Annotated in this window: 20 protein-coding genes; 19 read left to right on the forward strand and 1 reads right to left on the reverse strand. The window is 39.9% G+C overall.

The window, feature by feature from the left end:
- Positions 1-128 precede the first annotated feature (128 nt).
- The 11 genes from P8O16_RS19710 to P8O16_RS19760 all read left to right on the forward strand — a co-directional run bounded on the left by P8O16_RS19710 (position 129) and on the right by P8O16_RS19760 (position 11,389).
- Entirely contained in the window at positions 129-1,037 is a 909-nt protein-coding gene (locus tag P8O16_RS19710) for a M20/M25/M40 family metallo-hydrolase (protein ID WP_300317855.1), read from the forward strand.
- A 5-nt stretch (positions 1,038-1,042) separates the two neighbouring features.
- Entirely contained in the window at positions 1,043-1,591 is a 549-nt protein-coding gene (gene hpt / locus P8O16_RS19715) for a hypoxanthine phosphoribosyltransferase (protein ID WP_300317858.1), read from the forward strand.
- 3 nt (positions 1,592-1,594) lie between these two features.
- Entirely contained in the window at positions 1,595-2,167 is a 573-nt protein-coding gene (locus P8O16_RS19720) for an adenylate kinase (protein ID WP_300317861.1), read from the forward strand.
- A gap of 75 nt (positions 2,168-2,242) precedes the next feature.
- A complete protein-coding gene (gene obgE, locus P8O16_RS19725) occupies positions 2,243-3,238 on the forward strand; it encodes a GTPase ObgE (RefSeq protein ID WP_300317864.1) in 996 nt (331 codons plus the stop codon).
- 106 nt (positions 3,239-3,344) lie between these two features.
- On the forward strand, positions 3,345-3,890 hold the full coding sequence (locus tag P8O16_RS19730) for a nucleotide exchange factor GrpE (protein WP_300317867.1): 546 nt from the start codon (positions 3,345-3,347) through the stop codon (positions 3,888-3,890).
- A gap of 2 nt (positions 3,891-3,892) precedes the next feature.
- Positions 3,893-4,999 carry a molecular chaperone DnaJ gene (gene dnaJ / locus P8O16_RS19735; protein WP_300317868.1) on the forward strand — a complete coding sequence of 369 codons (1,107 nt, stop codon included), beginning with the start codon at positions 3,893-3,895 and terminating at the stop codon, positions 4,997-4,999.
- 77 nt (positions 5,000-5,076) lie between these two features.
- Positions 5,077-5,964, forward strand: coding sequence for a hypothetical protein (locus tag P8O16_RS19740; protein ID WP_300317870.1), 888 nt, complete (start codon positions 5,077-5,079; stop codon positions 5,962-5,964).
- 18 nt (positions 5,965-5,982) lie between these two features.
- Positions 5,983-6,876, forward strand: coding sequence for an ABC transporter ATP-binding protein (locus P8O16_RS19745; protein ID WP_300317872.1), 894 nt, complete (start codon positions 5,983-5,985; stop codon positions 6,874-6,876).
- A complete protein-coding gene (locus P8O16_RS19750; protein ID WP_300317875.1) occupies positions 6,869-8,179 on the forward strand; it encodes an ABC transporter permease in 1,311 nt (436 codons plus the stop codon). The genes P8O16_RS19745 and P8O16_RS19750 overlap by 8 nt, the downstream gene beginning before the upstream one ends.
- Positions 8,180-8,386: 207 nt before the next feature.
- The gene (locus P8O16_RS19755; RefSeq protein WP_300317878.1) at positions 8,387-9,622 is read left to right on the forward strand and encodes an ATP-binding protein; all 1,236 of its coding nucleotides are present in this window, start codon (positions 8,387-8,389) and stop codon (positions 9,620-9,622) included.
- Positions 9,623-9,808: 186 nt separating this feature from the next.
- Complete coding sequence (locus P8O16_RS19760) at positions 9,809-11,389, forward strand: peptide chain release factor 3 (RefSeq protein WP_300317880.1); 1,581 nt, start codon at positions 9,809-9,811, stop codon at positions 11,387-11,389.
- On the opposite strand, the gene ade is transcribed toward P8O16_RS19760, so the two are convergent.
- On the reverse strand, positions 11,386-13,008 hold the full coding sequence (gene ade / locus P8O16_RS19765; protein ID WP_300317882.1) for an adenine deaminase: 1,623 nt from the start codon (positions 13,006-13,008) through the stop codon (positions 11,386-11,388). The genes P8O16_RS19760 and ade overlap by 4 nt on opposite strands.
- A gap of 130 nt (positions 13,009-13,138) precedes the next feature.
- On the opposite strand from ade, the gene cmk reads away from it, so the two are divergent.
- The 8 genes from cmk (at position 13,139) to P8O16_RS19805 (ending at position 20,252) form a co-directional block, all read left to right on the forward strand.
- Positions 13,139-13,822: a (d)CMP kinase gene (gene cmk, locus P8O16_RS19770; protein ID WP_300317885.1), complete on the forward strand. Its 684-nt coding sequence runs from the start codon at positions 13,139-13,141 to the stop codon at positions 13,820-13,822.
- A gap of 3 nt (positions 13,823-13,825) precedes the next feature.
- Positions 13,826-14,722 (forward strand): 4-hydroxy-3-methylbut-2-enyl diphosphate reductase, encoded by an 897-nt coding sequence (locus P8O16_RS19775; RefSeq protein WP_300317887.1) that lies wholly within the window; start codon positions 13,826-13,828, stop codon positions 14,720-14,722.
- Between the two features lie 133 nt (positions 14,723-14,855).
- Positions 14,856-16,211 carry a Na(+)-translocating NADH-quinone reductase subunit A gene (locus tag P8O16_RS19780; RefSeq protein WP_300317891.1) on the forward strand — a complete coding sequence of 452 codons (1,356 nt, stop codon included), beginning with the start codon at positions 14,856-14,858 and terminating at the stop codon, positions 16,209-16,211.
- Positions 16,212-16,216: 5 nt separating this feature from the next.
- Entirely contained in the window at positions 16,217-17,431 is a 1,215-nt protein-coding gene (locus P8O16_RS19785; RefSeq protein ID WP_300317893.1) for an NADH:ubiquinone reductase (Na(+)-transporting) subunit B, read from the forward strand.
- The gene (gene nqrC, locus P8O16_RS19790) at positions 17,418-18,167 is read left to right on the forward strand and encodes an NADH:ubiquinone reductase (Na(+)-transporting) subunit C (RefSeq protein ID WP_300317896.1); all 750 of its coding nucleotides are present in this window, start codon (positions 17,418-17,420) and stop codon (positions 18,165-18,167) included. The genes P8O16_RS19785 and nqrC overlap by 14 nt, the downstream gene beginning before the upstream one ends.
- A gap of 28 nt (positions 18,168-18,195) precedes the next feature.
- Positions 18,196-18,879: an NADH:ubiquinone reductase (Na(+)-transporting) subunit D gene (locus P8O16_RS19795; RefSeq protein ID WP_075351746.1), complete on the forward strand. Its 684-nt coding sequence runs from the start codon at positions 18,196-18,198 to the stop codon at positions 18,877-18,879.
- Between the two features lie 15 nt (positions 18,880-18,894).
- Positions 18,895-19,506, forward strand: a complete 612-nt coding sequence (gene nqrE, locus P8O16_RS19800) for an NADH:ubiquinone reductase (Na(+)-transporting) subunit E (RefSeq protein ID WP_300317900.1) — start codon at positions 18,895-18,897, stop codon at positions 19,504-19,506.
- Between the two features lie 125 nt (positions 19,507-19,631).
- On the forward strand, positions 19,632-20,252 hold the full coding sequence (locus tag P8O16_RS19805; protein WP_300317902.1) for a DUF1080 domain-containing protein: 621 nt from the start codon (positions 19,632-19,634) through the stop codon (positions 20,250-20,252).
- The last annotated feature ends 3 nt before the right edge of the window (positions 20,253-20,255 follow it).

A 20,255-nucleotide genomic window follows, 5' to 3' on the forward strand; every position in this document is an offset into this window, starting at 1 on the left:
ATACAAATTTATAAACTTTTAATTTACTACAAATCTAAATGAATTATTTAAAAGCATATTGCAGCAAAAAAATAATTCTAAACTTTTTTTCAAATTAAGTTAATGAATTTAACATATTTTATGCCAAAATGAAATTTTTAACTGAAATCCTTAATATAAATGCAGTTTCGGGTGATGAATCTAGCATTTCTGAGTTTTTGATCAAGACAATACAGAAACGAAGTGTTACTTGGAAAGTTTCGCCAGAAATATATTCTGGTGAAGAGTTTCATGATTGTATTCTTTTGAAATTCGGAAACCCCAAAACTGCTGTTTTTGCCCATATAGACACTGTGGGATTCATGGTTCGTTATGCTAATCAACTGATTAGCATTGGAGGTCCCGAGATAATTGAAGGTTCAGAACTTATTGGAGAGGATAAATTGGGTGGTATTCAATGTAAATTAGTAGGGGATGATGATGCTATTTTCCATGATTTTCCCAGAAAAATAATTCCGGGCACAAGACTTTCTTTCAAACAAAATCTTAGAATTGATGATCAATTTATTCAGGGGGCTTATCTTGATAATAGGCTTGGCGTTTATAATGCGCTAAAACTTTGCGAAACAATTTCCGATGGTTGGGTAGTTTTTTCCACATATGAGGAACATGGAGGAGGTAGTATTCCTTTTCTTTTAGATTTTATTCAGGAAAAAGCCCCTATTAAACAGGCGCTTATTTCTGACATTACCTGGGTGACAGAAGGCATAAGGCATCATGAAGGAGTAGCTATATCAATTAGAGATAAATTTGTTCCACGAAAAAAATTTATAGATAGAATTATTGAACTGGCGGAAAGAAGCGGTATACCTTATCAACTGGAAGTCGAGGCGTATGGTGGATCTGACGGAAGAGAAGTTCAATTTTCCCCCTATGCAATTGATTGGTGTTTTATAGGGGCTCCGGAGGATAATGTTCATACTCCAGACGAAAAGGTTTCTCTATTTGATTTAGAGGCCATGATAAAAATGTATCAATATCTACTTAAGAACCTATAAGATATATGAGTATAAGTATACGCAATCAAGAATTTTCACTCTTTCTTGAGGAGGCAAAAATTTTGACTAAGGTTAAAAACCTTGGTCAGCGGATCACTAAAGATTTTGAAGGGGAGGAACTGCTGGTGATTGGCGTGTTAAATGGAGCTTCCATTTTTATGGCAGATTTATGTAGGGCAATAGATCTTCCGTTATCTACTTCTTTTATCAAAGTCAAAAGTTATGTGGGTACTGAAAGTTCAGGGAAAATTCAATCAATTCTAGGTTTAGATGATGACTTAGATGGGAAAAATATCTTGATCGTAGAAGATATTGTAGATACAGGAATTACCATGAAATACCTAATTTCAGAAATCTCAAACTTAAATCCAGCTAAGATTTCAATAGCAACTTTGCTCTTTAAGCCAGAGGCTTTTCAGTTTAATTATGCTTTAGATTATGTCGGTTTTGAAATTCCGAATAAATTTGTCGTCGGTTATGGTCTCGATTACGATGGTTTAGGAAGAAATTTACCCTCAATTTATCAGTTATCGGTATCTCAATTAATTATCTAAGGAATGTATAATATTGTACTATTTGGCCCTCCTGGTGCAGGAAAAGGCACTCAAAGTGAAAAGCTTATTCAAAAATATGGATTAACCCATCTTTCAACCGGTGACTTGTTTCGAAAACATTTAGGGGAAGGAACGGAGTTGGGATTGTTGGCTAAAAAGTATATGAATGAAGGTCATCTTGTTCCCGATGAAGTGGTAATTGGCATGGTTGAGAATAAAATCAGCGAGACAAAGGATACCCACGGATTTATTTTTGATGGTTTTCCCCGGACCACTGCGCAAGCTGAGGCTTTGGATAAGATGCTTGAAAATCATAAAATGGAGATTTCGGGAATGATTGCTTTAGAAGTCCCACAAGAGATTTTGAAAGAGCGAATAAAGGAACGTGGTAAGACCTCCAATAGAGTTGATGACCAAGATGATGCTAAAATAAATACAAGAATTAAGGTGTATCTGGATGAAACGCTTCCTGTAGCTGATTACTACTCGGGTCAAAATAAATTAACCAAAATAAACGGAGTGGGAAAAATTGAAAAAATCTTTGCTGAGATCGCTTCTGTGATAGATAGCTACTGATTGCCTTTATTTTAGTAATTTTGCATTTCAATATTTGGCTAAGCTTTAAAGCTTAGCCTTTTTCTTTCCAAAAAAATGGCCGATTCCAACTTTATAGATTATGTTAAATTTTGCTCCCGATCAGGTGCTGGGGGTGCTGGTGCTATGCATTTCCGAAGGGAAAAGCATGTGCCTAAAGGCGGACCAGACGGCGGTGATGGTGGAAGAGGTGGTCATATTATTTTAAAGGGAACTACTCAAGTATGGACTTTACTCCATTTGAAATATAAAAAACATGTCATTGCTGACGGGGGAAAGCACGGTGAAGGAGGACGTAGGACAGGTGCTGATGGTAAAGATATTATTCTTGAAGTGCCTTTGGGAACTGTAGCCAAAGATGCTGAAACTGGGGAAAAAAGGTTTGAAATAACCGAAGATGGGCAAGAAGTGATCTTAACCCGTGGAGGTAGAGGTGGATTGGGGAATGATCATTTTAAAACATCTACGAATCAGGCTCCACACTATTCTCAACCGGGAGAACCTGGAATTGAAGAATGGATCATACTTGAGCTTAAACTCTTGGCTGATGTGGGTTTAGTTGGTTTCCCGAACGCCGGTAAATCTACCTTATTGTCATCAATTTCTGCGGCACGACCTGAGATTGGAGATTATCCTTTTACGACATTGGTTCCTAATCTCGGAGTAGTAGCCTATCGCGGAGATCAATCATTTGTAATGGCAGATATTCCTGGTATCATAGAAGGAGCCGCCGAAGGGAAAGGATTAGGTATTCGTTTTTTAAGGCATATTGAGAGGAACTCCATCTTACTTTTCATGATTCCTGCAGATGCACCCGATTTAAAAAAGCAGTATGAAATTTTAATTGGAGAGCTGGAAAAGTACAATCCTGAATTATTAGACAAACGAAGGATTTTGGCTATTTCAAAATCCGATATGCTAGACGAGGAGTTGATGAAGGAAATGGAAAGAGAAATCCCAAAAGGAATTCCTTACACTTTTATTTCCTCGGTCTCCCAATACAATCTTGACGTGCTTAAAGATTTAATCTGGCAGGCAATACATCAGGCATAAAGTGCCACATTGTCAGTTTTTGCCAGATGGCAACAATATTGATATGGATGCAAAGCCAACTAGAAGAAATTGAATTATGATTGATGAAGAACAAATAAATCAAGAAATGAACGAACAAGAAGACCAATTAGAAGGGGTAAGCGAAAAGGAAAATATGGAAGATGGTCCAACTGAATCTTCTGATTCGACTAATGGAGAAGGCGGAGAAAATACGCTTGAGCAGGAGATCGCAGAATTGAAAAATAAGTACCTCAGACTGTATTCGGATTTTGAGAACTTTCGTAAGAGGACTTCTAAAGAACGTCTAGATCTGATTTCGACAGCTTCTGAGGAAGTATTGAGAGATTTGATTCCCGTTGTCGATGATTTCGAAAGAGCGCTTAAAGCTAGCGAAAATGAAAAAGATGCTTCCAAAGTTGGAGAGGGAAATCATCTGATTTTTCAAAAATTGATCAGAATTCTAAAAAGCAAGGGCCTTGTACCTATGGATGATTTGATAGGTAAGCCATTTGATGCCGATACCCAGGAGGCAATTACTCAAATACCAGCCCCAACAAAAGAATTGAAAGGAAAAGTAGTAGATGTGGTGGAGAAAGGATATACTCTTGGGGATAAAGTTGTCCGCTTTGCCAAAGTAGTGATAGGAGCATAATTATGGCAAAAAGAGATTATTATGAGGTGCTAGGATTATCCAAGTCTGCCTCAGCAGATGAGATTAAGAAAGCTTATAGAAAACTAGCAATCCAATATCATCCAGATAAAAATCCTAATAACCCTGAAGCTGAAGATAAATTCAAAGAGGCTGCTGAGGCATATGAGGTATTGAGTAACCCAGAGAAAAAACAACGATACGATCAATTCGGTCATCAAGGTCTTGGCGGTGGCGGATATGGCGGAGGAGGTATGAATATGGAAGATATTTTCTCCCAATTCGGTGACATCTTCGGCGGAGGTGGCTTCGGGTCATTTTTTGGAGGTGGCGGAGGCGGTGGCCGGCGTACTAAGAAAGGAACAAACCTCAGGTTAAAACTCAAGTTGACTCTAAGCGAAATTGCAAATGGAGTAGAGAAAAAGATAAAAGTAAAGCGACATGTTGTCGCTGATGGTGTTTCTTTCAAGTCTTGCTCTACTTGTCAAGGCTCGGGCCAAATCAAGAAGGTAGTAAATACCATGCTTGGCCAGATGGTCTCCGCCAGCACCTGTGCTGTTTGCGGCGGTAGTGGACAAATCGTTGATAAAAAACCTGCAGAAGCAGATTCCAGAGGTCTGGTTGTCAAAGAAGAAATTATTCCAATCAATATACCAGGTGGAGTCGCTGAAGGAATGCAATTAAGCATGTCTGGAAAAGGCAACGAAATTCCAGGTGGAATAGCAGGTGATCTTTTGATAGTAATCGAAGAGCTTGAAGATGATACTTTACAGCGAGACGGAAATAACGTCATCTTTGATTTATATATTTCATTCATAGATGCAGCTCTTGGAGCATCTGTAGAGGTGCCTACAATCGAAGGAAAGGTGAAAATCAAAATTGATCCGGGAACACAAAGTGGAAAAATGCTTCGCTTAAAAGGAAAAGGGATCAAAGATATCAATGGCTATACTCGTGGAGACCAATTAATAATGGTAAATGTTTGGACGCCAACAAATTTATCCAGAGAAGAGAAAAACGTTTTGGAAAATTTGAGATTCTCTGAAAACTTCAAGCCAGACCCTGGAAAAGGTGATAAAACCTTTTTTGATAAAATGAAGGAGTTTTTTTAAAAATTTAGCCAGAAGCAATTCTGGCTTTTTTTATATTTTTAAAGAACCTTTTGACAGGCAAACCGTAACTTATCCCTATGCTTAAAAATTTGTGTCTGCTTTTCCTATTGCTTGTCGGAGGGGTAAATGCGAGTAAGGCTCAGTTGGTCAAGGAATTCAGAGTCACCGAGTCCAAAGGGTTTGATCTGGTTGCCTTTGAATTTACTTCCTATAAAAGCACTACTCAATTAAAACGAGTTAAATCGTCAGATCCCTTATATATCCATGGGCATCTGGAAAAAGCCAATATTCTTCCTGTTTTTTCAAGTCAAATTTCCAATAATATCCTAAGTGCTTCATTGGTTCATAAAAATGTGGAGTCAGAAAACTTAGGAAAAAGTATCACCTCAAAGTTGTTTGCAAGTGCATCAGAAGACTTTGATCATACTTGGGATCTTGGACTGACCACTAATTTTTTATATCATCTGGATTTTAATCTGGGGATGGGAAAATCAGATTTTGACCTTGCTAATCTGACAGTCAGTCAGTTGAAGATAAGAAGTGCAAGCGCAGATGTATTAGTCCATTACAGTTCAAAAGCTCCGAATCAAGTACAGATGGATACACTTTTGGTTACGCTTAATATGGGGACAGTTCAAGTCGATAAAGCGAATTACACGAATGCCAACAAAATGATTTTCGAAGTAAACTATGGAGCAATAAATCTTGATTTTTCGGATGGAATGTCTAATCAAAGTCAAGTCATTGCTTCCGTTGGTGCAGGTAAACTTTATATTCATCTACCTCCTGATTCTTTTCCAGTTCGAATCAAAATGAAGACTACTCCAATGTGCCGAACTAATTTGCCAAAATATCTAAAGGAATTGGAGAATAATATTTACATCACCAAAGGTTATAAAGAGTCCGATCCTCGGTTATTAGATTTGATAATTGATGTGGGTGTAGGGTCGATTACTGTTGAATAATCCTTACTTTTTGAGCGAATGCTAAAAATCGAAAAATTAAACAAATCCTACGGAGCGAGTAAAGCGCTCACAGATCTGGATCTTGAAGTAAGTAAGGGGGTGGTCTTTGGTCTTTTGGGGCCAAATGGAGCAGGGAAGACGACTTTGATCCGAATCATCAATCAGATTATCGAAGGGGATAGTGGGAAGGTATATCTTAATGGTGAACTTCTTGCTCCCAAGCATATCTCTCAAATTGGGTATTTACCGGAGGAACGGGGTCTGTACAAAAAAATGAAGGTATGGGACCAGATGCTGTATTTCGCCAGATTAAAAGGATTAAGTCCAGCTGATGCTAAATTGAAAATTAAATTCTGGCTTGATAAATTGGAGATGTCTACCTGGAGAGACAAAAAAATCGAAGATCTCTCCAAAGGAATGGCACAAAAAGTCCAATTTATTTCTACGATTATTCATAATCCGCCACTGCTGATTTTAGACGAACCTTTTTCAGGATTTGATCCTGTCAATGCGGAGATTATAAAAAATGAAATTTTAGAGTTGAAAGAAAAAGGCACAACAGTAATCCTATCTACTCACCGAATGGAATCTGTAGAGTTACTTTGTGATCAGGTTGCTATGATCAACAAGTCTCAAAAAATCCTCGACGGGACTATCAAACAAGTGAAATCCAGCTATCGGCCTGAGGTATTTACGATTACCATTGATCAAATCAAGCAACCTATTCCAGCTGAATGGGCTGCAAAACAAGATGAAACATCCTATCACTTTACGCTTCCCCTTAGTGGTAAGACACCCAATCAACTCTTACATGAACTGATGGAATATGGAGAAGTGGCTCAGTTTAGAGAGGTAATTCCGAGTATGGAAGAAATTTTTATTCACCAGGTAAAATCGACAGAAAATGGATAAAATCTGGCTGGTGATTCAGCGGGAATACCTCGCACGAGTCAAGAAAAAATCTTTTTTATTAGTCACACTTTTGACGCCTTTGATCTTCCCTGCCATTATGGGGATTTTTGTGTGGATCGCATTAGAGGAGAAAGACAATCAATCGCTGCGAATCATTGAAGTCGTAGATGATAACAATTTGTTTTTTCTGGAAAGTTCTGAGCAATATGCTTTCTCATTTTCAAATTTGAGTGAGGAAAAAGCTAAGGAATTGGTTCAAAATGGAGAGCGGTATGGATTTTTGCATATTCCCAACTTTGAGCTGGAAGACCCAAAAGGCATTACTTATTATGGTGAGGAAAATCCCAGCATGAATTTGATTAGCTATCTAGAAAATAATCTAAAAAAGAAAATCGAGGAACAGCGGCTTTTTGAAAGTGGAATTGATCCAAAAATAATCAATGAGGTCAGGACTAAAGTCGCCATCAAATCTATCACGTTGGATGATCAGGGAACTGAAACCGTAAGCGATGCCACTGTAAATTATGCGATCGGTTTTCTCGCTGGGATTTTGATTTACATGTTTATTTTCATCTATGGCAACCAGATTATGCAGGGGGTGATTGAAGAGAAATCCAGTAGAATTGTGGAAATTTTGGTTTCTTCTTTGAAACCATTTCAGCTCATGATGGGGAAAATTCTCGGAATCGCGGGAGTGGGACTAACACAATTGCTGATTTGGATAGTTTTGATTGGAACGTTGACCACTATTGTCACAGGTTTTCTTGGAATGCAGATGCCTCAGCAGCAGGCTATGGAAATGGCAAATCCTGAAATCGCACAAGGCATGGCAAACAACTCCGACGTAGGTGAGATTCTTCTGGTTCTATCAGGAATCAATGTGACTCAGATCGTCCTTTCTTTTATTTTCTATTTTCTAGGAGGATACCTCTTGTATGGAGCATTATTCGCAGGAATTGGATCTGCAGTGGATGCCCCATCCGATGCGCAGCAGTTTATGCTTCCTGTTACGATTCCTTTGATTGTCGCGTATATGGGACTTTTTGTATTTGTGTTAAATGACCCAAATTCGACTACTTCCTTTTGGCTTTCCATCATTCCCTTGACTTCCCCCATAGCGATGATGGGAAGAGTGAGCTATGGGGTGCCGTTGTGGGAGTTAATACTTTCGATGGGACTTTTAATTACCGGGTTTTTATTTACCACCTGGCTGGCTGGTAAGATCTACCGAATAGGCATTCTCATGCATGGGACTAAGCCAACTTATAAAACACTTTGGAAGTGGATAAAAACAAACAATTAATACTAATACCCGGAACTCTATTTTCCGGGTTTTTCTTTTCACCCTGGAAATAGCTTCACTTTTTAAATAACTCAAGAAATTTTCATCCAAGTATTTATGGTCTATTTTTACATACAAAGTTTCAAATGGAAATCACCATTTTCCAGACCAGAATCATACTAACCTATAGATTGCCGAGTTAATTATCCGAGCATCTGATTATTTCGAATGAAAAACCGATTCCAAGACTTGACATCCGGAGATCTTTACAGAAATAAAAAGCAAGTAAAATGGCTTGTGATATTGGTGTCTTTAGTCATTGGTACAGGTTCGATTTGGTATACCAATCGATTGGTTGAAGAACTTAAAGAGCGTGAAAGACGCCAAATCGAGCTGTTGTCAAAAGCATTGGAATATGCTTCTACTACCTCCGAAAACCTCACATTTATTTCTCAGGAGATCATTAATCAAAATTATTCGATCCCGATCATAATGGTAGACTCCGAGGGAGACCCATTTGAGTTTCGTAATATCATTTTTAAGAAAAATTCCAATAAAGAAGATTCTGCTAAAATCCTTGAAAAGGAGTTGATTGAAATGCAGGAGGAATATGAACCGATCTATCTTTCTGAGGCAGATATTCAGGTTTATTACCGAAATTCTGAGCTTTTGCTCAATCTCAAATACTACCCTTATATCCAGCTTGCAGTTATCCTTCTTTTTGGAGTATTAGCCTACACACTTTTTAATCAAAGTAAAATAGCGGAACAAAATCGTGTTTGGGCAGGACTCACTAAAGAAACCGCACACCAACTCGGTACTCCAATTGCTTCCCTGATGGCTTGGATTGATTATCTGCGAAATTCTCCAGTTTGGGAGGAAAATCGGGAAATCATCCAAGAAATGGATAAGGATGTGGTCAAACTGAGAATGGTAACCGAGCGATTTAGCAGCATTGGAAGTAAGCCTGTTATCCAGCCTGAAAATCTCTATGAAAGCATTGAGGAGACGATTACCTATTTACGTCCCAGAATTTCTACCAAAGTGGATTTAATCATCAATGCTGATTCCAAAGATCTAGAAGCGATGATGAACAAACCGCTCTTTGAGTGGGTGATTGAGAATATCTGTAAAAATGGGGTCGATGCCATGAAAGGGAAAGGTACCATTACTATCGATGTCTTGCAGGATAGTGATAAATATGTGATCGTAGATATCACGGATACAGGAAAGGGAATGGAAAAGAATATGTATAAAAGAGTATTCAATCCTGGCTTTTCTACACGCAAGCGAGGATGGGGGTTAGGTTTGACCCTTGCCAAAAGAATCATTGAAGGCTATCATGGAGGAAAGATTTTTGTCAAAAATTCTGAAATAGGAAAAGGGACCACGTTCAGAATCGTGTTACATGGAAGCTTGGAAGGAGCGTCACAGTTTATTACGGAAGGAATTTTGGAATATTGACGATTTACGATTTTAGATTTACGACATTTTCTTGAACCTCTATCTTTTTTTCCAATTCTGATTTATGGGATGTCCAATAATGTCTAGGTTGGGAAATTGTGTTGGAAAACTCGTAAATCGTACTTTGTCATTCGTAAATCCCTTCGCGCTTTTTTTCCTACCTTTGCCCGCTGAAAAACATTACCCATGAGTTTGAATCAAGAAATCCAAAAGCGTAGAACATTTGCCATCATTGCTCACCCAGATGCTGGGAAGACTACTTTGACGGAGAAATTACTCCTTTTTGGAGGAGCGATCCAAACGGCAGGGGCAGTGAAATCCAACAAAATTGATACCGCGACCAAGTCCGACTGGATGGCCATCGAAAAGCAACGAGGGATTTCAGTAGCTACTTCCGTGATGGGCTTCGAATACAAAGGGATTAAAATCAACCTGCTGGATACTCCAGGTCACCAGGATTTTGCAGAGGATACCTATCGAACGTTGACTGCCGTGGATTCGGTAATCATGGTGATTGACTGTGTGAAAGGTGTCGAGATTCAAACTGAGAAGTTGATGGAAGTTTGCCGTATGCGAAATACGCCAGTGATTTGCTTTATCAACAAGCTCGATCGCGAGGGGAGGGATCCTTACGAATTGCTGGAGGAAGTGGAGCAAAAGCTCAATATTCAATGTCATCCGCTTTCTTGGCCGATCGGAATGGGAAAAACCTTCAAAGGTGTTTACAATCTTTTTGATCATAAGTTGAACCTATTTACTCCTTCGCAGCGAAAGCTGAGTGATGTTCGACAGGAATTTGAAAATGTGGATGATCCCGCATTGGATAAATTAATCGGTCCAAACTTTGCCAACCAACTTCGTGAGGATGTGGAATTGATCGAAGGAGTTTATCCTGAGTTTGATACGGAGGCTTATCTTTCAGGGAAAGTTGCACCGGTATTTTTTGGTTCAGCAGTAAATAACTTCGGTATCAATGAGATGCTGGATACTTTTATCAAAATTGCTCCTAAACCAAAAAGCAGAAAAACCGATACACGTGAAGTGAAGCCAGATGAGTCGAAATTTTCTGGATTTATATTTAAGATTCACGCGAATATGGACCCGAATCATCGAAACCGAATTGCCTTCTTGCGAATCTGTTCTGGGAAATTTGAGCGAAACAAGCCCTACAATCATGTCCATGGACCGAAGCCGCTTCGTTTTTCCAACGTAACCCAGTTTATGGCACAGGACAAGGAAATCATCGATGAAGCATTTCCAGGGGATATTGTAGGTCTTTACGACACTGGAAATCTGAAAATCGGAGATACGCTGACAGAAGGTGAAGACATGGTGTTTACTGGAATTCCAAGCTTTTCCCCTGAGATTTTCCGGGAAGTAGTGAATAAGGATGCGATGAAAACCAAACAGCTGGAAAAAGGCCTCAAGCAATTAATGGAAGAAGGTGTTGCCCAGCTTTTTACCTTTGATATGGGTTCGCGAAAAGTAGTAGGTACAGTGGGTCAACTTCAGTTTGAAGTGATCCAGTTCCGATTGAAAAACGAATACAACGCCACGGTTGAGTTTCAGCCGATGAACTTGTACAAAGCCTGCTGGATTACCAGCAAGGACAAAAAGCAGCTCGACGAATTTGTCCGCTCTAAGAATCGTCATATCGCGCATGACAAGGACGGAAAGCTCGTATTTATGGCTGAGTCAAAAGCATGGCTACAAATGGTGCAGGATAATTATCCGGAGATAGAGTTTCATTTTACTTCGGAGTATTAAATAAATACCTCCTCAAACTCAAATCTTTGCCCACTAAACAACCCTTTGTCACTCAGTTTCAGATCAGGAATTACCAATAAGGCCATAAAACTCAAGGTCATAAATGGGGAGCCCAACTTGGAGCCCATTTTTTTTGATAGTTGATCAATCCGGGTATATGCAGCAGCCACCTCGTAGCCATCTTCGGCTGACATAATTCCGCCTACAGGCAAAGGGAGAATTTCTTCCTTCTCTCCAAAGACAGCAGAAACACCACCTTTTGCCTGGATAAGTAAATTTACCGCTCTACATATTGATTCATCATCTACTCCAACTGCAATAATATTATGCGAATCATGCCCTACGGAGGAAGCGATCGCTCCAGATTTTAGTCCAAAATTTTTGATAAAAGCCACTGCAGGTATAGCATCTTCGTAGCGATTGACCACGGTGATTTTTAAAATATCTGCTGCCGGGTTTGATTCGGCAAAGCCATCCTGGATTAGAATTTCTCCAGAAGTTTCCGGAGTGATCAATTGTCCATCCAAAGCTTCGATAACCCGAACTTTTGTCCCTTTGGCTGGAATTCGGAAATCCGCAGGTTTTTTAAGGGAAGTATTAAAGTTATTAATTAGCTTATTCTCCACCCTTGGAATAAGTGTCTTGCCATTTTCGGCTACCTTTTCCCCATTGATATAAGTGGCGAGTACTTCAAAATTTTCAAGATTTTTCACCAAAATGAAATCCGCAGGATCACCTTTGCGAAGCTGACCCACTTCCATGGAATAATGTGAAATCGGATTGATACAGGCGACTTTCAAGACATCGAAGAGGTCTTTCCCTTTTGCAATCGCCCGAGCTGCCAATTCGTTGATGTGGCTTACTGCCAAACTATCGGGATGTTTATCATCCGAGCAAAAGAAGAGCATGTCGGAATAGTCGTCCATCAGATCGATCAGCGCGTCAAAATTTTTGGCAGCAGAACCTTCCCGAATGGCGATTTTCATTCCGAGTTTAATTTTACCCAAAGCTTCTTCATAAGTGAAGCACTCATGATCTGTACTCGGACCTGCTTTTACATATTTTTCGGCTAATTCACCTTGCAGTCCCGGAGCATGCCCATCGATAGGTTTGCCGTATTTCTGGGAGATCCGGATTTTTTCCATCACCACAGGATCCTGATTGACAGTTCCTGGCCAATTCATCATTTCGGCTAAATAATGAATTTCTTTTCTACTCATTAACTCTTCAATAGCTGCGACATTGATTTCTCCTCCCGCTGTTTCAAAAGGAGTAGCCGGCACGCAAGAGGGAGCACCAAAATAAAATTTGAAAGGAACCTGCTTTCCGTTCTCGATCATGTAATCTACACCAGCCATTCCACAGACATTGGCGATTTCATGTGGGTCGGAGATCGTTGCCACAGTACCATGAACCACCGCTAATCGAGCAAATTCTGATGGAACCAACATCGAAGATTCCACATGCACATGTGCATCGATAAACCCCGGCATCAAATAGGGAAGGCCTACTTCAGGAGCAATGGGTTCGATTTTCAGAATTGTGGAATTCGACAGAGTAAGTAAAACTGGGTAAATTTTTCGATTGGGGATGTCTACAAATTGCGCTTTGAGCTGCATGAGAATTGGGGCTTTGGAAAGATGATATAAGTCAAATTACTAGCAGAGCTTTCGGGGATTGAAGGACCGGTTTAGATTAAAACTACTATATTTGCGCCTGAATTAAAAAGCGGAAACGCATAGTTTTTAGATGGGTAAAATCGTCATTGCTATCGATGGATATTCGGGTTGCGGGAAAAGTTCAACTGCCAAAGCAGTGGCAAAAATTCTGGGTTACACCTATATCGACTCAGGCGCCATGTATCGGGCTGCTACATTACACTTTTTAAATGAAAAACTTTCTCCTGCTAAACAGGAGGATGTAATCAAAGGGCTCGCAACACTTTCAATTTCTTTCAAGATAAATCCGGAAACAGGTCTTCAGGAAACTTATTTAAATGGGAAGAATGTGGAGGATGAGATTCGTTCCATGCAGATTTCACAGAAAGTAAGCGAATTGGCAACCGTTGCATCAATCCGGAAAGAACTAGTAGCCCAGCAACAGCGTTTGGGGAGAGGTAAAGGAGTAGTGATGGATGGAAGAGATATTGGATCCGTTGTATTTCCGGATGCAGAGTTGAAAGTTTTCATGACTGCTAATCTGGAAACTCGTGCGGTACGCAGACAACTGGAACTCCTAGAAAAAGGGCAATCGGTGGATTTGGAAGCTATCCAAGAAAACTTGGCGGGAAGGGATGAGGTAGATTCATCGCGAACGGAAAGTCCTTTGCTTAAAATGAAGGATGCAGTAGAAGTAGACACAAGTAATTTAACTTTTGAGGGGCAGGTGGCACAAATCGTGCGACTGGCCAAGGCAAAAATTGAAATGAATTAGGATATGGAAGTGACAATCGATAAGAATTCAGGCTATTGCTTCGGAGTGGAATTTGCCATCAAGATGGCGGAGGACGAGATGGAGCATAGCGAAAAGCTATACTGCTTGGGAGATATTGTGCACAATGATATGGAGGTCAAGCGTCTGAGTGAAAAGGGACTTGTGGTCATTGATCGGGAACAACTAGGTCAGTTGAGCAATTGTAAAGTTTTAATTCGTGCACATGGTGAGCCACCCGAAACTTATAAGACAGCCATTGAAAATAATATTGAACTGATTGACGCTTCCTGTCCGGTAGTTTTGAAGCTTCAGCATCGGGTAAAAAATGCCTTCGATAAGATGGAGCGTGAAGAAGGTCAAATTGTTATTTACGGTAAAAAAGGTCATGCTGAAGTGATCGGCTTGACTGGTCAAACTTTAGAAAAAGCTATTGTGGTCATGGAAGATTCGGATTTGGAAAAAATCGACTTCACCAGACCAGTTACCCTTTTCAGCCAAACTACCAAGAGCACCAAAGGCTTTTATGAAATTTCCAAAAAAATCGAAGAGCGGATTAAAGCTTCAAAAGGAGAATTGACAGAGCTTGATTACAATTCAAATGATTCGATTTGTCGCCAAGTCTCGAATAGAGAGCCCCAGCTTCAGCGATTTGCAAAGGAAAATGATGTGATTCTATTTGTGTCAGGTAAGAAAAGCTCCAATGGAAAAGCATTGTATCAAGTTTGTTTGAATGAAAATTCTAGAAGTTTTTTCATCGAAAACGAAACAGAGTTGGACTTGGAGTGGTTTTCAAAAAATGATAAAGTCGGGATCTGTGGAGCTACTTCCACCCCGATGTGGTTAATGGAACAGGTGAAAGAGCATCTAGAACTCCATTCGGAGCAAGTGTTAACCGTTTAAAAATGAGCGATATCGGGATAATTCACTACCGCTCTGGTAAAAGTTCAAAGATTAAACTTCAATTAACCCAAAAATAAAAAGGTTATTTATTAGATTTGGGGCGTTTTTCAAAGGCTCATACTTAAAAACAGATATGTCTAAAATAGTGAAGCTTAAGAAAGGTTTTGACATCAATTTAGTGGGAAAAGCAAAGCAAGAGCTTGCTGATTTCGCTGCAGCTCAAACTTTCGCAATTAAGCCAACGGATTTCATTGGGTTTCAACGCCCTAAAGTCCTTGTCAATGAGGGAGACACTGTGAAAGCAGGTACTCCCCTTCTGATCGATAAAGCCATGGATCAGGTTATCTACGCATCACCTGTTTCTGGAGAAATCGTCGAAATCAAGCGAGGCGATCGCCGAAAACTGCTCGAAATAAAAGTATTGGCTGATAAAGCAATGACTTTTGAGACTTCCGAAAAAGTGAATCTTGCATCAATTGATCGAGATACATTAGCTGCAAAGTTGGCAGGAAGTGGAGTTTGGCCAAACATCATCCAGCGTCCTTTTGGGATTGTAGCTAACCCTGCAGATACTCCAAAAGCGATTTTCATTTCTGCATTTGATACTCATCCTTTAGCTCCTGATTATGGATTTACCCTACAGGGAGAAGAAAAATACCTTCAGGCTGGTATTGATGCTTTATCGAAACTTACTTCCGGGAAAGTTCATCTTAATGTAGATGGATCGAAGCCAGTTCCTGCAGTTTTTTCAGGAATCCAGGGAGCGCAGGTCAATCAATTTTCAGGTCCACATCCAGCAGGAAACGTTGGGGTACAAATCCACCATTTAGACCCAATTAATAAGGGCGAAATTGCTTGGACTGTTTCTCCAACTGGAGTGGTTCAAATTGGTAAGTTTATATTGGAAGGAATTTATGATTCTTCTAAAGTAATTGCAGTGACCGGTTCGGAGATTACTAAGCCATCTTATGTAAAAACTTACAGTGGGGCTAACGTATCCACTTTCGTAAAAGGAAATTTAAACTCAGGACATGTGAGAGTGATCTCTGGCAATGTTTTGACAGGTGAGAAAATTCATTTAGAAGGTTTCCTAGGTTTCTATCATAATCAAATTACCGTCATTCCAGAGGGAGATTATTACGAATTCCTTGGTTGGGCAAAACCTACGACAGAAAAGTTGAGCTATCATAGAGCACTTGGCTTGTTGTCTTTCCTTTCTCCTAAAAAAGAATATGTACTCGATTCAAATGGTAGAGGTGAGGAGCGAGCCTTTGTACAAACAGGCGTTTTTGAGTCAGTGACTCCAATGGATATCCTTCCGGTTTACTTGTTGAAAGCGATTTTGGCAGAAGACTTTGATGAAATCGAAGAGTTGGGAATCTATGAGATTGTAGAAGAAGATTTAGCACTTTGTGAATTTGTGGATGTATCCAAGCATCCGGTGCAGGAGTTGGTAAGAAAAGGTATAGAATTAATCCAATACAGTTAATCCATATGAAGTTTCTAAGAGATTTAATGGACAAGCAGCGACCTCTTTTTGAAAAGGGAGGCAAGCTTGAAAGTTTATATTACGCATTCGAAGCAGGTGAGACATTCCTCTTCAGCCCTAATCATACCACTGGTATCAAGGGAGCTCAGGTAAAAGATGCCATTGATTTGAAGCGAATGATGATCACCGTTGTGGTGGCTATGATTCCTGCTTTACTCTTTGGTATTTATAATACAGGGCATCAGCACCTATTAGCAACCGGTGGTACTGCAGGCCTTTGGGAAAACTTTGGAGACAAGCTCACTACAGGTTTAATCTTGGTTCTTCCTATCGTAATTGTAGCTTATGCTGCTGGTGGTATGGTTGAAGCAGCTTTCGCAGTGATCCGAAAGCACCCAATAAACGAAGGTTTCTTGGTTACAGGGATGTTAATTCCATTGGTAGTACCTGCAACTACACCACTTTGGCAAGTTGCTTTAGCCACTGTTTTTGCTGTTGTGATTGCTAAAGAAGTATTCGGTGGTACTGGGATGAATATTCTGAACGTAGCAATGACTGCTCGAGCATTTTTGTACTTCGCATATCCGGCTCAGATTTCTGGTGATCAGGTTTGGACTTACCTAGGAGATAAAGTAGCAGTAGATGGATTCTCTGGAGCAACAGCTCTTGCAGTAGCCTACAACGCAGGAGTTGATGGAGTTCCTGTGACAGAAGCACTATCCACACATAACTCAGTTTTGGGAGCAGATTTATTCAGTTTCTCCAATTTATTTATGGGTTGGATTCCGGGTTCAATCGGTGAGACTTCGACTTTAATGGCTCTTTTGGGGGCATTGATTCTGATAGGAACTGGAGTGGCAAGCTGGAAAATTATTGTATCTGGTTTTGCAGGAGCATATATCATGGGATTTGTGATGAATCTTTTTGCAGTAAACGAATACATGGCAATGCCTCCTCAGTATCATTGGGTAATGGGTGGTTTGGCCTTCGGTATTGTATTTATGGCAACTGACCCAGTTTCGGCAGCGCAGACCGAAACAGGAAAATGGATTTATGGTTTGTTGATCGGTTTCTTGACGGTAATTATCCGTGTGACCAATCCAGCTTATCCTGAAGGAATTATGTTGGCGGTGTTGTTTATGAATGTATTCGCTCCGCTAATCGATTATTATGTAGTTAAAGCTAACAAAACAAGGAGGTTACAACGTGCAACAGTCTAACACATATATTATTACATTTTCCGTCATTTTGACGGTTGTATTAGGACTTCTTCTGTCAGGTACTTCCCAGGTTTTAGGGCCGATGCAGAAAGAGGCAATTGCTTTGGATCAGAAAAAGCAAATTCTTGGTGCAGTAATTTCAGGTGACGAAATTGCAGCCATGACTCCAGATGAAGTAAATGCTTATTATGGAAGTCATATAGCATCTACAGTGGTAGATGTAAATGGAAAAGAAATTGCAGGAGCTACTGCAGAAGGTGTTGACGTAGCAAAGAATTATAAGAAGCCTGTGGAAGAGCGTCAGTTTCCAGTTTACATTTTCCATGAAGAAGGAAATGTATCATCTGTGAAGTCTTATATATTTCCACTTTACGGAGCTGGGCTTTGGGATGCAATCTGGGGATACCTTGCCTTGGACACAGACATGAATACAGTTGGTGGTATTACCTTAGCACACGCAGGTGAAACTCCAGGTCTAGGAGCTAGAATCACTGAACCAGGAGTTCAAGCTAGATTCACAGGAAAAGAAATCTTCAACGAGTCTGGAGAGCTAGTAGCAATCCAAATGCAAAAAGGTGAAGGAAAAGATTATTCGTCTAATCCGCATCAAGTAGATGGTATGTCTGGAGCAACAATTACAGGTAATGGCGTGAATAATATGCTAAAGAATTACTTGGGATACTACCAGGCTTATATTGAAAGTAAGAAGTCTTCGACAGCAGTAGCTGCACTTTAATTGAACATCAACTCAAGAATATAAAAACATGAGTGCTGAAACTATAGAAAAAACGATTGAAAAGAAGCCGGCTGAAGCGCTATTTTCGAAACGTAGAAAGAAATTAGTATCTGATCCTTTGGTGGATGATAACCCAATCACCATTCAGGTATTGGGGATTTGTTCCGCATTGGCGGTGACTACTCAGATGAAGCCTACTTTGGTTATGGCCATTTCGGTAATCTTCGTAGTAGTGATGTCAAACTTGACGATCTCCTTGATGCGAAATACCATCCCAAGCCGAGTACGAATTATCGTACAGCTTGCTGTGGTTGCTACCTTGGTGACTTTGGTAAGTGAGGTGTTGAAAGCTTTTGCATACGACATGTATAAGGAGCTTTCTGTATTCGTAGGCTTGATTATTACCAATTGTATTGTAATGGGTCGTCTAGAAGCATTCGCTTTGGGAAATAAGCCTTATGATTCGATCTTGGATGGTTTTGGATCAGCGCTAGGGTATTCTTGGATCATCTTAGCTGTAGCTTTCTTTAGAGAGCTTTGGGGATCAGGTGCAGTATTCGGTATTCCGGTATTTGAGTATGTGTCTAGCCTTTTCGGGCCTGATTTCAAATTAGCAACAAATGGTTTGATGGTTTCTCCAGTTGGAGCATTTATCATTCTAGGATTGATTATCTGGGTACAGCGTACCAAAACAGGTTATGTTGAACACTAAATAGAAGCTGAAAAAATGGATTTATTTAATTTAGGTATTCGGTCGATCTTTATCGACAACATGATTTTCGCTTACTTCTTAGGAATGTGTTCTTTCCTAGCTGTATCTAAAAAAGTAAGCACTGCGATTGGTCTTGGTGCAGCTGTTATTTTCGTATTGACAGTAACTGTGCCCGTCAACTGGCTTTTGAATGAGTTTGTATTGAAAGAAGGAGCTCTTTCTTGGGTAAATGGAGAATTAGCTACAGTTGATCTTTCTTTCCTTCGTTTCATCATGTTCATTGCGATTATCGCTGCGATGGTTCAACTTGTAGAAATGGTGGTTGAGAAATTTGCTCCTGCGCTATATGGTGCTTTGGGTATTTTCCTTCCTTTGATCGCAGTAAACTGTGCCATTCTTGGAGGTTCTTTGTTTATGGCTCAACGTGATTATACCTTGGCGGAAGCTTCTGTTTATGGCTTTGGATCAGGAACAGGATTCTGTCTTGCAATTGTTGCTTTGGCAGCGATTAGAGAGAAGTTGAAATATTCTCACGTCCCAAATGGTTTGAAAGGTTTGGGAATCACCATGCTTTTGACCGGACTTATGGGATTAGCATTTATGTCCTTTATGGGTATCGATTTATAATCGGTTGCTCAAGCAGAAATATCAAGGCTCTGAATTAATTTTCAGAGCCTTTTTTGTTTTCGGTAGAAAAGTATTCGCCTGAAGTTTTTAACTTTTGAATTATTCAATCAAACCCACACCTAGCTATGAAATATTTCTTTTCAATTATTGCTCTTTTAGCCTTTACGTTTCAACTTTCAGCCCAGTCTGGAGAATGGATAGAATTATTCAATGGTAAAAATCTAGATGGCTGGAAGATCTCCGAAAATCCGGGTTCGTTCACTGTTGAAGATGGAGTAATCAAGGTAGCAGGCCCTCGAGGTCATGCGTTTTACATAGGAGAAGTAGGGAATCACGATTTCAAAAATTTTGAAGTGATGGTGGAATTGAAAACTATGCCGAAGGCAAATTCAGGAATTTTTATTCATACAGAATATCAGGAAAATGGATGGCCCAATAAAGGCTATGAAATCCAGGTTAACCAAAGTCACAGCGATTGGCGAAAAACTGGTTCTGTTTATTCGTTTCAGGATGTAAAGGAAACCTATGTTCAGGATGGGGAATGGTACACTGAGCACGTAATCGTCAATGGGGACAAAATCACAGTTAAAATCAATGGTAAAACTATCAATGAATACGATGAGTCAGATGTAAGAACCGGAGATCTCGGAGATAAGAAATTGAGCTCGGGAACCATCGCACTTCAAGCTCACGATCCTGAGAGCGTGATTTATTATCGAAGCGTGAAGGTTAAAATCCTTGATTGATTC

The sequence above is a fragment of the Algoriphagus sp. genome (assembly GCF_029254265.1).
In the GTDB taxonomy this organism is placed as follows: domain Bacteria; phylum Bacteroidota; class Bacteroidia; order Cytophagales; family Cyclobacteriaceae; genus Algoriphagus.